Origin of the sequence: Thalassospira sp. A40-3 (assembly GCF_015871485.1) — a bacterium.
In the GTDB taxonomy this organism is placed as follows: domain Bacteria; phylum Pseudomonadota; class Alphaproteobacteria; order Rhodospirillales; family Thalassospiraceae; genus Thalassospira; species Thalassospira tepidiphila.
Genome location: NZ_CP065428.1, coordinates 1,195,181 through 1,210,000, shown reverse-complemented (window position 1 = coordinate 1,210,000; position 14,820 = coordinate 1,195,181). Strand labels below are relative to the sequence as shown.

Genomic DNA, 14,820 nt, shown 5'->3' with positions numbered 1-14,820 from the left:
CGCCAACTGACGCGTCTGGCAGAGGCGATTTGCCAAGCGGTGAATGACAGCGTCACGCTGGCCCATCCCGATCATGACGATCTGGCCTTTTTATATGGGGCGATCCTGACCGACGGACGCGATGCGTTTGAGGCATCTGCGACACGTAATATATGTGTGTTTGCCAAAAATCAGGTCGACCGCAGCCCGACGGGATCAGGTGTCAGCGCCCGCCTTGCCATTCAACACGCCAAGGGACTGATTGCACCGGGCGATATCCGCGTGTTTGAAAGCGTGATCGGATCAAGCTTTGAAGGATCGGTCGAAGCCACAACGAACTGCGGTCCGCATCAGGCCATCATCGCCTCGGTCACGGGCAAGGCGCATTATAGTGGCAAGGCCAGTTTCTGGCTTGAAGAAGACGATGTAATCGGGCGGGGTTTTATTGTTGGCCGAGTTCAATAAGACAGAAACAGAAAAGGGATGCCATCAGCATCCCTTTTTACGTTTCAGACTTGGTCGGACTTGGTTCGCCTATTCACGCGCCTTGCGCAGGCAGTCCATCAGGCTGTCGGCCGAACTTTGAATGTGGTTGGCGAGAAGCTCGACGGCTTCTTCGACATTCCCGGCCTTGCAGGCGTCAAATATCTGATGGTGTTCGCGCTCGGCCCGGTCGGTTGCGCCGGAAAGGGCCAGCTGTGCCTGGGTAAAGCGCACGGTGTTGTTACCGATCATGCGGACAATCTCGAGCGTCTTGGGACGGTTCGATGCGCGGTAAAGCCGATCGTGGAATTCGCGATTGAGCTCCCCCCACTTGGAAACATCGCCGGATCGGAACGCCTCGTCATAGACCATCAGGATATCTTCGACCGATTTCAGGTCCGCCGGGGTCAGACGCGGGACGGCATGACGCAGAAGATCACATTCAAGCAGCTTGCGGACTTCAAACAGTTCCTCAATCTCGTCAAGCGAGAGCTGCGAGACAATCGCGCCCTTGTGCGGCTGGAACGAGACGAGCCCTTCGGCATCAAGGCGCTGCAGGGCTTCACGAACCGGAATGCGCGAGACATTATATTCACCCGCGATGGCATCCTGTCGCAATTGATAGCCGGCAGGGAAATCGCCGGTCAGAATACGTGCACGAAGATCTTCGGTCACCTGATCGGTGATGGTACGGCGGGTAAATCGCGGTGATGCGGTCATTTCAGCTCTTTTATGGTGTTACCCCGACGCGACATGGCATGCTGATCAATCGGGCAAAGTTCCATCCGACAGAATCTGTCAGTTTTGCTATTCATAGCGTTGGGTCAAACAAGTCGCAATACAATTGCCTACTGTATTAGCAGCCAAACTTCGCCGATATACGACAAAGGGGGCATGAAGCCCCCTTTGTGTGATCGACAGCACTTTGCCTATTTGACAATGAAGCCATGGGCATAGGGATCGCGATCATCAATGAAGATGGTGTTGTAGCCATGCTTGCGCGCCCAGCCTTCAATCCCCGGCACTACGGCATCAAATTCACCGACCTTGGTTTTCTCGACCACCGACACCCGGAACTGTGATCCGATGATGCTTTCATGGACCAATTCATGCTCGGGATCCCACTGCCCCTTGGCAACCAGTTGGGCGAGACGGGCCGAGGAGCCAGTCCCACATGGCGAGCGATCAATACCCTTGTCACCATAAAACACCGCATTGCGATGTGTGCTGTCGGGTTGGGTCGGCTTGCCAGTCCACTGGATGTGCGACAGGCCCTTGATGTCGGGATAAAGCGGATGCACGAATTCGTTCTGTTCGTTCAGGCGACGGCGGAGTTCCGGGCTGATGCGTTGCAGATCACCGGCCGAAAAATCGGCCATGTCGCGATAGTTTTCCTGCGGTTCGACAATCGCATAGAAATTACCGCCATAGGCAACATCGACCTTGATCGGACCAAGATCGGGGCAATCGACTTCGATATCGGTTTTATAAAGGAACGACGGCACGTTGGTGAGCTTGACCGATTCAACGTAATCGCCAACTTGTTTATATTCGGCAATGACGAGGCCCGCCGGTGTTTCAAGGCGCAGGCGGCCGGGGGTTTTGGGTTTCACCAACCCTTCCTCGATCGCCATGGTGACAGTACCGATCGTGCCATGGCCACACATCGGCAGGCAGCCAGACGTTTCAATAAACAGCACCGCGACGTCATAGTCATCCGAGGTCGGGTCATAAAGGATCGATCCCGACATCACATCATGGCCGCGCGGCTCAAACATCAGCCCGGTACGGATCCAGTCATACTCATGAAGAAAATGCGCACGCTTTTCAAGCATGGTCGCACCGTCAAGCTTGGGACCACCTCCGGCAACCAGACGCACCGGGTTGCCACAGGTATGACCGTCGACACAAAAGAAACTGCTTTTCGCCATGGAGGGGGCCCTAGATGCTATAGAAACGAGAGAAACGATTAATGCGATACGGGGTCATATCGACCGGCGTTTTGCCCGTTGCCATCAGATCGGCAACCAGACGCCCGGTCGTGGCCCCAAGTGTTAAGCCAAGATGCCCGTGCCCGAAGGCAAAATAGGCATTCGCATGATGCGGGCTTTTGGAAATGACCGGGGTTGAATCCGGCATGGAGGGACGGAAGCCCATCCATTCCGTACCGCCTTCGGCACTAAGTTTGGGCAGGACTTCCTTGCCCTTGGCAAACAGCGCCTTGGCACGTTCGTAGTTGGGCGCGGCCAGAAGCCCCCCAAGCTCGACAGCCCCACCAACACGAATGCCCATTTCAAGCGGGCTTAAAACAAAGCTGTCATCGGCACAGACAATCATGCGCGACAGTTTGGCATCGTGATAGGGCACGGTGGTGTTATAGCCGCGTTCGGTATCAAGCGGCACCGGCGAGCCCAACCGCTTGGCCAGCGTCTTTGACCAGGCACCGCAGGCGACAACCACATGATCAAACGTGATCATGTCGCCAGCATCGGTGGTGGCAGCACGCGGTTTGCCGTCGCGGAAGACAAAATTGGTGACATCGGCGGTCTCGAACTTGCCGCCACGATCGAGGAAATGCTTGAAAATGCCGGTGGTGATTTTGAACGGATCAAGGACATGGCCCCAGTCTTCTTCCATCACGCCACAGGCAAAGATCGGCGCCAGATCCGGTTCGATATCGCGCACTTCATCACGGGTCAGATCGCGCAGCTTGATACCGTTACGCCGACGCAGATCAATGGCATATTCGGCCGCCTGACGAGACGCATTGCTGCGATACACCGCCATCGCACCATGTTTTTTGAAAACCGCATCCGCAAGGCCAGCTTCCTTAAGGACCGGGTCGTAATCATCCCATGCGCGGTTGAGCAAGGTCGCCATATTGGTTGCGATCTGTTCGACCCGTTGCTTTCTGCTGGATGCCAGAAACATCAACAACCAGGGCATCATTTTTGGCAAATAGCCCCAGCGCACCGAAAGCGGGCCCAACGGGTCCATCAACCAACCGGGCACGTTTTTAAGCACGCCCGGCATGGCAACCGGCGCGCATTCAGAAACCGCAACGCCGCCGGCATTGCCAAAGGATGCGCCCATGCCCGGTTCGCCGCGATCAAGAATTGTGACGTCATAGCCCTTATCAAGTAGCGCCAACCCGACATTGGCCCCGACAATACCCGCACCAATCACAACGACCTTTTGACCGGCGGCGGTATCGGATGGCGTAGCGGTTTTGGCTGATGTCATTTTGGGGCCTCTCGAATTTCGACGATGCGTATTTTGGTGCTTCTGAGCAGCAAACAGATAGCAGGAAGCTCCCCCGCGAGATAGGCGGAGGAGCTCACTGTTTCATCAAATACCGTCTCAATGCAATCACGGTGTTGCGCGATATGCATCCTGATTGCAAAGGACTGCCGATCAAAGAGACGGGCGGGTATCGATGGCTTTCTGGATGGTGGCCTTGATGGTTTCAAGCTCTTCACCAACCAGCGGCAGACGCGGTGCACGGACGTGCGGTTTGCCAACGCCGGTCATTTCCTGGGCAAGCTTGATGTACTGAACCAGCTTGGCATGGACATCCATGTGCAGAACCGGGGTGAACCAGCGATAGATTTCAAGCGCTTCGGTGTATTTGCCTTCCGACAGCAGCTTCCAGAGCGCGACCGATTCTTTCGGGAAGGCATCGGTGAAACCGGAAATCCAGCCAACAGCACCGAGAACCTGCGTTTCCATGACAAGGTCATCCATGCCGCAGAACAGAACAAAACGATCACCACAGGCATTATAGATGTCGGTAATACGACGCGGATCGCCCGAGCTTTCCTTGATCGCGACAAGGTTTTTGACATCGGCAAGCTGGTTGAACTCTTCGGGCTTGATGTCGATGCGATAGGCACCCGGGTTGTTATATATCATGATCGGCAGCTTGGTCGCGCCCGCGACCGTGCGGAAATGTTCGATATTTTCGCGCGGGTCAGCGGTATAGACCATGCCCGGCAGAAGCATCAGGCCATCAGCACCGAGCTTTTCGCATTCCTGAACATAGCGGATGGCCGCACGGGTCGAATTTTCGGCCACACCGGACAGGACCGGGATGCGGCCCTTGGTAACTTCGACGGCCAGTTTCAGAACGGCGATTTTTTCGTCCGGCTCAAGGGCGGTGTTTTCACCAACCGAACCCAGCATGACGAGGCCATCGACACCGGCCGTGATCAGGTCTTCGATCTGTTTGGCGGTCATATCGAAATCGATCGAACCGTCTTCGTTCATCTGGGTGGCAACGGCGGGGAAAACGCCAGTCCAGTTTACCTGCATAGAAAGAAACCTCCTGTTATGGCAGCACGGTAACATACCGGCGCCTTTAAGCATCACAGCCCCGATCAACGGCGACCGCATTCAATTCATGTATATTGTATACAAAACTAAAGATCACGATGCAACGGGATTTTTTTCGAACAGAAAAAGGGTCCGGAAACGGACCCTTTCGATGCGATAAATCTGACACGGACAGTCAAGCGTCTTCACGCTGTCGCAGTGGCCTTTGCTGAATGATTTGCCTCCGTGGCCTCATCACCTGTCACGAAGGCAAGGGTCTGGGCAATGATGACGCTATCGCAAAGGTCGCGCTCTACTAGCTCTCGGGCGGCCTTGCCATACGCCTTCCGCCGAGTGTCGTCTTCCATCAGTTCTTCGATCGCACCGGCGAGTGCTGTGCTGTCACGCAAAGGAACAAGAACTCCGTTCTCGCCATGGCGCACGATCTCTCGACAACCGGGCACATCGGTTGCCACCATGGCAAGTCCGCTTGCAGCCGCCTCAAGCAAGGACTTAGGCAAGCCTTCGCGCCAGGACGGCAATACCGCAAGATCGGACTCACGCAGGAGTTTGCCGATGTCTGATCGTTTGCCCAGCCATTCAACCAGACCTTCCGACTGCCAGCTTTGCAAATCTTGCTTGCTGGCGCTATCGGGATTGGCCGGATCTACGTCACCGACCAAGACAAGGCGGTAATCGCGTTTGCGCGATTTCAGAATGCGCGCAGCCTCAATCAGTTCACCAAGCCCCTTGGACCAGAGCATGCGCGCGACAAAAATCGCTGATTTGGGCTCGGACGTTTTCTCCCCTGCCGGGCTAAAGGCCGAGATATCAACACCGGATCCACGGATCAGTGCCAGACACCTTTCCTTATAGCCAAGCCTCTTCATCAAGGCATAGTCATCCGCATTCTGCACGATCACCCGGATCGATGGGCAAAGCGCGTAAAAGCGCAGCAACAATGAAACGATCTGACGCAAGATCTTTGTTTTTGCCCCATCTGAGACAAACAGGAAGCCAAGACCTGTAACCATGTTAACCGACCGCTTTGCACCGACCAGAATCCCCGCAAATGAAGATAGAACCACGCACTGGATCGCCACATTGACGATAACATCGGGATTTTCACGCCGGATCAAACAAGCCAGCGCTGTAATGGTTTTGAGGGATTTGAGCGGGCTTAGGCCACCGCGCGCAATCGGCACATGGACCAGGCGAAAACCTTCCTTGCGTAAGCCCTCAGTCGCAGCAGCCGTGTTGCAGGCAACGACAACATCATCCCCACGCACCAATGCGGCACGCCCCAAAACGATCCTGTGCGAAACAAAGGACCAGTCTTCAGCACAGACGATCAGGGTTTTACGACGCTTCACGGTGGCGTCCTTAACAAGAAGTCGCTCACGCCTTAGGAAGGCCAACGTAAATGTCAGCATCACCACACCAAACCACCACGAGGTCCAGAATGAGTAATTGAACAACCCGGCAAACCAGTAGGACGCCATCATCATCAACGTCAATCCACCTTTGACAATTCCGTTGTGGCGCACATCCTTAAAACCGGTGAGTCCGATCATTAAAACGAGCGGGACAACCACCGCCAATCCAAGTGCGCCAGCTTCCAACCAGATTTCCATAAACCAGCTATGGGGATGCCCCGGCAAAACAGATTGCGTTGAGCTACCCGCCAATTCATTCGCACCCGGCACCCAAGGTGCCGCGTTAATCCCATAGCCGATAAGCGGATGGTCAAAGACATGGCTAAAGGTAAACTGCCAGATCATTTGTCGATGTACATCAACAAGCCATATTGGCAGATAAGGCTCAAATCCACGCAGGTCGGACATATTACCTGTCACGTCGCCGAGCCAGGAAAGCGCGATCACGACCAATATTCCAATTGCAGCGGCGATAGCCACTTGCACCAGACGCGAACGAATCAGAAATACTGCACAAAAACCAATCGCGCCGCACGCAGCCAGCATTGCGGCAACGTTTGCTCTGCCATGGGAAACCTCGAGAATCGGCACAATCGCGACGGCAATTGCGAGCGAGAAAAACCGGCTTGCATTCTTCCGATCAACCGCATCGAAAACCAAGATCATCGCACCAAAGATCAGGAAACTGCCCACAGGTTTCAAGCGCCGAGTAATGTCAAAATCGAAATCGGGTTCTCGTAGCGCTTTAAGCGACAGGACTTCTGGTTGAACCAAGATCGCAAGCAGGCAATAGCTAACGAGTATCCAGGTGGCATAAATACAAGCATCCCATGCCAGTTTGGCTTTGGGCTCGATCAGACGCATCAAGTACCAGATGCCCGCAACCATCGCGAAACGTCCAAGCCAGGTGCCCAGCGACTTCTCTGGCACGACAGAAAAGCTTGCCGAAATCAGAAACACAATCAGTGTGGCAACAACCAGCCCGCCAATTGGCGTTGCGATATCACGGCGCATTTTGCGCCATGCTTCACCATGATCAGCAGACACAACCGCACAGATCAGTGACAGTCCAAGACCAATCCCGAGAGCCGCCCGACCAAAAAAGAACAAGGGTGCCGAAATGCCAAACAAAATGGCAGCGATGCCGAGCATTGTATCGCGCCAATGCCGGGTCGAGACGGTCTGTTGCATGATGGGCGGTTCCAAATTGAAGTCTGTCACCTTGCTAAACGCGCGGCGCTTTCGCGTCAATCATCATTGCAAGAACGCGTCGACCAGTTGGCACGACATATGGTTTAATCATCATCATAATTTTCAACCAATTAAACTTGAGGGCGATGATGACGGAGATGAAGGCTTTGTTGCGCTCTCCCGGTGAACGCAAACTTGCGCTGGCCAATTGCCCCATCCCGGCACCGGGCAAAAATGCTGTCCTTGTCAAAACGGCCTACTCTGTCATCAGTCCCGGAACTGAATTCACTCAAGCTAACCAGACGCACGCATCCCTGTTGCAAAAGGCGTGGCAGCGGCCAGATCTGGTCGCGCTGACGTTCAAGCATCTGAAATCGGAAGGCTTTGGGAGAATGCGTGCGCGTGTTGAAAACCGTCTGGGGCGTCCGATCCCGATGGGCTATTGCGCTGTCGGGCGGATCGAAGCCACGGGCGAGAATGTTACGGACCTCAAAGCTGGCCAACGTGTTGCGATTGCGGGGATGGGGCAGGCCAATCATGCCGAGTGGAATCAGGTTTCGGTTAACCTTGCCTGCCCGGTTCCGGATGAAGTTCCCGACCGCAAGGCTGTGTTTGCAACATTGTATGCCTTGGCCTTGCATGCGCTTCGACAGGGAGAGACGTCAGTTGGCGATCAGGTCGCTGTTATCGGGGCGGGTTTGATTGGGCAGCTTGTCGCTGACACAGCACGGGCTGCCGGTGCGTTGGTGACCGTGATCGAGCCGGACCTTGCACGCCGCAAGATTGCAACCAGAAAAGGCCGTGCCAATGGTTTTGCCAAGGCGAGCGCTGCACCGCGAAGCGGATTTGACAGCGTCTTTATCTGCGCGCCGGGCAAGGGTAATCATCGATTGATCGACGACGCCGCCCGCCTTTGTCGTGACCGGGGGACAATCATATGCGTTGGCGATGTGACGCCGAATGGCAAGCGCAAAGCGCTGTATGAAAAGGAAATCACCATTCGGCAGGTCCGCTCCTATGGACCGGGGCGTTATGATCCCAATTATGAAGAACGTGGCGAAGATTATCCGCTTGGTCATGTGCGCTGGACCATCAAGCGCAACATGCAGGCCGCCCTTGATTTGATGGCAAATGGCCGCCTTGATCCGATAGCACTAATCACGTCCGAGATTGATTTTGCCAATATCGCAGATCACTTCGCCAAGGGGCCAGACCCGGCACAATTGGCGACACTGGTGCGATATAGAAATGCAGAAAACGTCCCCCTAAAGCCCCCTGCTCCATCGGCGCAGACATCCGTGCCGGCCCATGACCATGTGCGGGTCGGACTGATCGGGGCGGGCAGCTATCTCGGCGGCGGTTTGCTGCCCCTGTTGCAAGAGCACCCGAAAGTCGAGATTGCAGCCTGCTGCTCTCAAAGCGGGTTGGCGGCGATTGCGCTCTCAAAGAAGATTGATGGGCTGCGCATGTATGGCGGGGCAGATGAACTGCTTGAGGATCAAAGTGTCAACAGCGTTGTCATCACGACACGTCATGACAGTCACGCTGAACTGGCCGCCGCATCCATTCTTGCCGGCAAAAATGTCTGGCTGGAAAAACCCATCGCGATTGATCGCGCAGGTCTGGATTTGCTGCGAGAAGTCGCTGATCGCACGCCCCGACACATCTTCATGGTCGGACATAACCGTCGTTATGCACCGATGGCTGCGAAACTCCGTGAAGCGTTGCCAACTGGCGTAAAACAATTTCACTACCGGGTTCGCATCACGCCGCTTCAGGCTGATCACTGGCTTCACCATTCGGATCAGGGCGGGCGCACAATTGGCGAGATCAGTCATTTTATTGATCTGATTGCAAGCCTGACCGATAGCGAACTGATTGAACTCAATTGTCACTGGATTGATCGCGCGGCGGGTGACAGCATCTGGCAGCTGCGCTTTGCCGATGGGTCAATGGGCGAGATCAGTTACCTGCACGGCAATCGGGGGGAGCCCAAGGAAGTGCTTGAGGTAACGGCGCCGAATTTCTCGGCCAGCCTGTTTGACTGGAAAAGGCTTCGGGTTAATGGCCGGGTCGTAAAACGCAACTGGCTTGGGCAGGACAAGGGTCAGGCGGCTGCGATAGAGGCGTTTACACGCGCCGTTTTAAGTGGCAAGCACCCTGCCCTGATGCCAAGCATTGAGGACGAGATTGATCTGATGGCGTGTATCCTGACGGCCGCCAACACGACCACCGCCCAAACGCCGAATTAGAGTAATCCAGCATAGAGGATCAGAAGCGGCAAGGTCAGCATACTGATGATGGTGGTCAGCAAGATCGTCGTGGATGACCGATCAATGCAGACATTATAACTGCCCGCGACAATCGCGACATTCGCCCCGCTTGGCAGGGCAGCCACCAGTGTAACGATCATCAGCCAAAGCGGCGGCAGATCGAAAATGAAATGCCCTACCGAGAACACCAGAAGCGGCTGGACAAACATCTTGGCCGTGGTGCAGAGCAAGCTGGCACTGAGGTTACCGCGCACCGACTGCCCGTAAAGCCCAGCCCCGACCAGCAAAAGCGCAATGGTCGGACCGGCTGTACGGAACCGTTCCAGCGTCCCATCGACCATTTCGGGCATGCGGATTTCAAAAAGCGACGCCAGAACGCCAAGCACAATCGCCGCAATGATCGGATTTCTGGCCACACGAACGATGCTGCGAAATACATTGGACAACCAATGACCATCGCCACCGCGGCTGCCTTCAACAATCAGAATTGTCATACCCATCAGGGTCACCGGATGGATTGAAAGCACGATCAAAAGTGGCACCAGGCCCTCTTCGCCGTAGACCGCCTGTACCAGAGGAATGCCGAGAAGAACGATGTTGGAAAAGACGCCGCCCATCGCGGTGACGGCTGCTTCATCGGTTTTGGCACTCAGCCAAAGCTTGGCGATTATAAATACCAGCGCAAAGTTCAACAGCACGCCGGAATAATAACTTCCCCAAAGCCGCAGATCGAAATGCGCGCTGATGTCGGATTGTGACAGGGTCTGAAACAGCATCGCCGGGATAAAGGCGTTCATGGCAAGTTTTGCCAGAAACGGAATGCCTTCACGCTTGATGATTTTGATGTGGGTAAGAAGAAAACCGCACAGGATCGTCAAAAAGACCGGTCCAACTTTTCCGACGATCAGATCAAGCATGTTTCCCCCAAAGGCGAGAATGAGCATCAAAGCCCAGAGCAGCGCAACAGATCGGGTAACCCACGTCGATCACGCACAAAGAAAGGACAGCATCATTGACGCTGTCCTTTGATAGTACAAATCATTTTGCAGTGTTACCAGCCCTGCCCGGCAATTCCATTGGCAAGGCAGCCATGCGTATCAGTCACTTGGCGCTGTTTGCACGCGCTTGACCGCATCTTTCCAGCCATTGAGCAACCCCTGCCGGCGGCCCGGTTCGATATCAGGCTCGAAGCTGGCATCAAGGTGCCAGTTTTCGGCAATATGATCGAGATCGCGGTAAATACCGGCCTGCAATCCGGCAAGGTAGGCTGCCCCCAGTGCTGTGGTTTCGGTGACTTCGGGGCGTTCGACCGAAATGCCCAAAACGTCTGAAAGCATCTGACACATCCAGTCATTGGCAACCATGCCGCCATCAACCCGAACCGCCTTGGGCGACACACCATCGGCCGCCATGGCTTCGAACAGATCAAATGTCTGATAACAAACGCTTTCAAGGGCTGCACGTACGAACTCGCGCGGGCCGGTATCACGGGTCAGTCCGAAAATCGCCCCGCGGGCATCCGGGTCCCAATAAGGTGCACCAAGGCCGGTAAAGGCCGGGACAAGGTAGACACCATGATTGTCATCAAGCGATTTTGCCAATCCTTCGGTTTCAGCCGCCGACTTGATGATACCAAGCCCGTCGCGCAGCCATTGAACAGCCGCCCCGGCAACAAAGATGGCACCTTCGATGGCATAGCTTGTTTTGCCATTGATGCGATAGCCAACCGTGGTCAGAAGGCGATGCTGGGAGGTCACCGCCTCATCACCGGTATTAAGGATGACAAAGCAGCCGGTGCCATAGGTGCTTTTGATATCGCCCGGCTCAAAGCAGCACTGACCGAATGCCGCCGCCTGCTGATCACCCGCCATGCCCATCACCGGGATTTCCGCGCCAAACAGATCGGCATCGGTCACCCCGAAATCAGCCGCACAGTCCTTGACATCGGGCAGCATGTTGCGCGGAACGCGGAAGATTTTGCAAAGTTCGTCGTCCCAGGCATTTTCGCGGATATTGAACAGGTTGGTGCGCGCCGCATTGGTCGCATCGGTTGCATGCGACTTGCCACCGGTCAGGCGCCACAACAGGAAACTGTCGACCGTCCCAAACGCCAGATCCCCCTGATCGGCACGCGCACGTGCGCCCGAAACATGATCAAGGATCCACGCGACCTTGGTGGCCGAGAAATACGGATCAATCAACAGACCGGACTTGGCATTTACGGCCTCTTCCAGCTTGGGATCACGCTTTTTAAGATCATGACACAGCGCTGCGGTCCTGCGATCCTGCCAGACAATCGCGTTATAGATCGCCTTGCCGGTCTTGCGATCCCAGACAACGGTGGTTTCACGCTGGTTGGTGATGCCGATTGCGGCGACCTTGGCGATATCAACCCGTGACAATGCCTCCTTGCAGACGGCGACCACGGTGCTCCACAGGTCTTCCGGATCATGTTCGACCCAGCCACTATTGGGGAAATGTTGCGGGAATTCCTGCTGGGCGACGGAAACGGAGCGGCCGTTTTCATCAAAGACAATGGCGCGTGAACTTGTCGTTCCCTGATCAATGGCAAGGATATAGCGCGTTTCTGACATGTTTGTTTTCCTCCCGAGCCGGCAGGTTTCCTGCCATCCGACCCTGCATACATTGATGCGTTGCGGCCCGCCCTAATGACGGTGCCATTGGTTTTATCGCTCTATTTAGAAAAAAATCGCGGCAAAAAACAATTCGTTTTCGAAAATTTTTCTGCGCAATGCGTTCATACCCCTGTTTTACAAGGGAATTTTCAAGCCGCTTCTGTTGATCAAACAGGCGGTAAAAACGTGCCTGCTTAAGTACGGCACAGGGTTTGCAACGAAAACAGGAGAATGAATTTCAACCGGCATCTTTTTCCCCATGGAGGTTTCTGATGGGATTGTATGAAACGTTGGCTGCTGTCACCAACACCGCACAAAGCGCCAAAAGTGCGGCCAGTTTCCGCCAGACCATTTCATCGAACACCGTCCCGCTTCCCGAAAAGAAGAAGGAAGAAAATGCCGAGCTGGCCTATATCCGCGAACATGGTTTCACGACCTATGTAAAGGAAATCGAGGAACGCAAAATCGAAGAATTGCGTGCGAAGATCCTGCAAAGCATGGGCCTTGATGAAGAGAAACTGGCCGAAATGGATGCCGATGATCGCCAGGCCATCGAAAAAGTCATTGCCGATGCCATCGAGCAGCGCCTGAACGGCAACAGCATGGCCGAGGCCGAACTTGGCAAATCCGCCGACGGGGATGAAACCGCTGATGAGCGCCGCGACCGGTTGCAGGCACGGATCGCGTTTAACCCGAACATGTTCGATGTGTTTACCGAATTGCAGTCCGAACTGCCAAACGGCTCGTCGCAGTCGATTACTGGCAAGCAGGACGAACAGGATGAAGCCTCTGGCGCACGCAAGAAAAACATCTTTGATGTCTGAGTGCGGCCTTGTAGCCTTCAACACAAAAGGGCGCTGCGAGTTGCAGCGCCCTTTTTTTTCTGACTTCTGGTATGCCTTCTGGGGGATAAGCGTTATTCGTCAACGCCGCCCATGCAAACATATTTGACTTCGAGGTAGTCCTCGACACCGTATTTCGAGCCTTCACGGCCGACACCGGATTGTTTGACGCCACCAAACGGCGCCACCTCGGTCGAGATGATGCCGGTATTAACCCCGACAATACCGCTTTCGAGGCCTTCGGCCAGCTTCCAGATCCGGTTGATGTCACGCGAATAGAAGTAGGATGCCAGACCAAACTCAGAATCATTGGCCATCTCAAGCACTTCATCATCGGTTTTGAAGCGGATCAGCGGTGCCATCGGGCCAAAGGTTTCCTCGCGGAAGACGGTCATTTCGCGGGTGGCATCGGCAATCACGGTCGGCTGGAAGAACGAGCCACCCTTTTCGTGACGCTTACCACCGGTCAGGATACGGCCACCCTTGGCAACCGCATCGGCAATCTGGCTTTCGACCTTCTCGACAGCCTTTTCCGTGATCAGCGGGCCGATCACAACGCCTTCGTCCGCACCATTGCCGACGGTCATTTTGGCAACCTTGGCTGCATATTTCTCGGCGAACTCGTCATAGATTGCATCATGGACGAACAGACGGTTGGCACAAACACAGGTCTGACCGGCGTTACGGTATTTGGACGCAATCGCGCCTTCGACCGCCGCATCGATATCGGCATCTTCACAGACGATAAACGGCGCATTGCCGCCAAGCTCAAGGCTGACCTTTTTGACGGTATCGGAACACTGGCGCATCAGGAGACGACCAATGGCGGTCGAACCGGTAAAGGTCAATTTGCGGACCTTGGCATTTTCGGTCATTTCCGCACCGATTACCGGCGCATCACCGGTCACGATGGACAACAGCCCCTTGGGCAGACCGGCACGTTCGGCCAGAATGGCCATGGCAAGCGCGGAATACGGTGTTTCCATCGCCGGTTTGACCACCATTGCACAGCCAACGGCCAAGGCCGGGGCGGCTTTACGGGTGATCATCGCGGTCGGGAAGTTCCACGGCGTGATGGCAGCACAAACACCAATCGGTTCTTTCAGAACCATTACACGGCGACCTTCGGCAAAGGTCGGGATCACATCGCCATAGACGCGTTTGGCTTCTTCGGCAAACCACTGCAGGAAGGATGAGCCATAGGCGATCTCGCCCTTGGCCTCGGTCAATGGTTTACCCTGCTCTGCCGTCATCAGGGCGGCCAGGTCATCCTGATTTTCCATCATCAGGTCGTACCATTTCATCAGGATGCCCGCGCGTTCCTTGGCGGTGCGCTTTTTCCAAAGCTTCTGCGCCTTTTCGGCGACATCAATGGCATGCGCAACTTCATCACGGCCAAGAACCGGAACGGTGCCAAGCACTTCACCGGTTGCGGGGTTGGTTACCTCGGCTGTTTTCCCGTCTGGGGCATCGACCCATTCCCCGCCGACATAGGCCTGCTGGGTGAAAAGACTGGGGTCTTTAAGCGAAATCATTTGAGTGCCTCCGGAAAGCATTATTGGGAGCGACATGATCGCATTCTGGTCTTTATCTAGTCTGCTCCGTGGTGGATGCCACATTTTTGCGAGATATTTACCCAATAGCAATCGCAAACCGGGGCCGAGGCCTG

The 14,820-nt window shown here is 55.1% G+C and carries 11 protein-coding genes (1 of these 11 running past the window's edge); 3 read left to right on the top strand and 8 right to left on the bottom strand.

Annotation, left to right across the window (positions count from 1 at the left end; translation table 11 throughout):
- Positions 1–444, top strand: the final stretch of a protein-coding gene (locus IT893_RS05420; RefSeq protein WP_252724086.1) for a proline racemase family protein. 543 nt of this gene lie to the left of the window's left edge; only the last 444 of its 987 coding nucleotides appear in the window; its start codon lies off the left edge, out of view; its stop codon occupies positions 442–444.
- A 69-nt stretch (positions 445–513) separates the two neighbouring features.
- On the opposite strand, the gene IT893_RS05415 is transcribed toward IT893_RS05420, so the two are convergent.
- The 5 genes from IT893_RS05415 to IT893_RS05395 form a co-directional block, all read right to left on the bottom strand.
- Positions 514–1,182, bottom strand: a complete 669-nt coding sequence (locus IT893_RS05415; RefSeq protein ID WP_008890092.1) for a GntR family transcriptional regulator — start codon at positions 1,180–1,182, stop codon at positions 514–516.
- 209 nt (positions 1,183–1,391) lie between these two features.
- Positions 1,392–2,393 carry a 4-hydroxyproline epimerase gene (locus IT893_RS05410; RefSeq protein WP_197147102.1) on the bottom strand — a complete coding sequence of 334 codons (1,002 nt, stop codon included), beginning with the start codon at positions 2,391–2,393 and terminating at the stop codon, positions 1,392–1,394.
- Positions 2,394–2,403: 10 nt separating this feature from the next.
- The gene (locus IT893_RS05405) at positions 2,404–3,705 is read right to left on the bottom strand and encodes an FAD-binding oxidoreductase (protein WP_197147101.1); all 1,302 of its coding nucleotides are present in this window, start codon (positions 3,703–3,705) and stop codon (positions 2,404–2,406) included.
- Positions 3,706–3,876: 171 nt separating this feature from the next.
- Positions 3,877–4,773, bottom strand: coding sequence for a dihydrodipicolinate synthase family protein (locus IT893_RS05400; protein WP_008890095.1), 897 nt, complete (start codon positions 4,771–4,773; stop codon positions 3,877–3,879).
- A gap of 206 nt (positions 4,774–4,979) precedes the next feature.
- On the bottom strand, positions 4,980–7,400 hold the full coding sequence (locus tag IT893_RS05395) for a glycosyltransferase (RefSeq protein ID WP_197147100.1): 2,421 nt from the start codon (positions 7,398–7,400) through the stop codon (positions 4,980–4,982).
- Between the two features lie 167 nt (positions 7,401–7,567).
- On the opposite strand from IT893_RS05395, the gene IT893_RS05390 reads away from it, so the two are divergent.
- The gene (locus IT893_RS05390; protein WP_197147099.1) at positions 7,568–9,652 is read left to right on the top strand and encodes a bi-domain-containing oxidoreductase; all 2,085 of its coding nucleotides are present in this window, start codon (positions 7,568–7,570) and stop codon (positions 9,650–9,652) included.
- On the opposite strand, the gene IT893_RS05385 is transcribed toward IT893_RS05390, so the two are convergent.
- Positions 9,649–10,590: an AEC family transporter gene (locus IT893_RS05385; protein WP_063087976.1), complete on the bottom strand. Its 942-nt coding sequence runs from the start codon at positions 10,588–10,590 to the stop codon at positions 9,649–9,651. The two genes, IT893_RS05390 and IT893_RS05385, sit on opposite strands and share 4 nt — an antisense overlap.
- Positions 10,591–10,770: 180 nt before the next feature.
- Positions 10,771–12,267, bottom strand: a complete 1,497-nt coding sequence (glpK, locus tag IT893_RS05380; protein WP_197147098.1) for a glycerol kinase GlpK — start codon at positions 12,265–12,267, stop codon at positions 10,771–10,773.
- Between the two features lie 314 nt (positions 12,268–12,581).
- Between glpK and IT893_RS05375 the strand changes: the two genes are divergently transcribed.
- Entirely contained in the window at positions 12,582–13,133 is a 552-nt protein-coding gene (locus IT893_RS05375; RefSeq protein WP_197147097.1) for a hypothetical protein, read from the top strand.
- A 92-nt stretch (positions 13,134–13,225) separates the two neighbouring features.
- On the opposite strand, the gene IT893_RS05370 is transcribed toward IT893_RS05375, so the two are convergent.
- On the bottom strand, positions 13,226–14,686 hold the full coding sequence (locus IT893_RS05370; protein ID WP_008890100.1) for an NAD-dependent succinate-semialdehyde dehydrogenase: 1,461 nt from the start codon (positions 14,684–14,686) through the stop codon (positions 13,226–13,228).
- Between the last annotated feature and the right edge of the window lie 134 nt (positions 14,687–14,820).

Excerpts from the sequence above, each read along its gene's own strand:
- IT893_RS05415 (WP_008890092.1), bottom strand. The coding sequence starts at position 1,182 with ATGACCGCATCACCGCGATTTACCCGCCGTACCATCACCGATCAGGTG.
- IT893_RS05410 (WP_197147102.1), bottom strand. The coding sequence starts at position 2,393 with ATGGCGAAAAGCAGTTTCTTTTGTGTCGACGGTCATACCTGTGGCAAC.
- IT893_RS05405 (WP_197147101.1), bottom strand. The coding sequence starts at position 3,705 with ATGACATCAGCCAAAACCGCTACGCCATCCGATACCGCCGCCGGTCAA.
- IT893_RS05400 (WP_008890095.1), bottom strand. The coding sequence starts at position 4,773 with ATGCAGGTAAACTGGACTGGCGTTTTCCCCGCCGTTGCCACCCAGATG.
- IT893_RS05395 (WP_197147100.1), bottom strand. The coding sequence starts at position 7,400 with ATGCAACAGACCGTCTCGACCCGGCATTGGCGCGATACAATGCTCGGC.
- IT893_RS05385 (WP_063087976.1), bottom strand. The coding sequence starts at position 10,590 with ATGCTTGATCTGATCGTCGGAAAAGTTGGACCGGTCTTTTTGACGATC.
- glpK (WP_197147098.1), bottom strand. The coding sequence starts at position 12,267 with ATGTCAGAAACGCGCTATATCCTTGCCATTGATCAGGGAACGACAAGT.
- IT893_RS05375 (WP_197147097.1), top strand. The coding sequence starts at position 12,582 with ATGGGATTGTATGAAACGTTGGCTGCTGTCACCAACACCGCACAAAGC.
- IT893_RS05370 (WP_008890100.1), bottom strand. The coding sequence starts at position 14,686 with ATGATTTCGCTTAAAGACCCCAGTCTTTTCACCCAGCAGGCCTATGTC.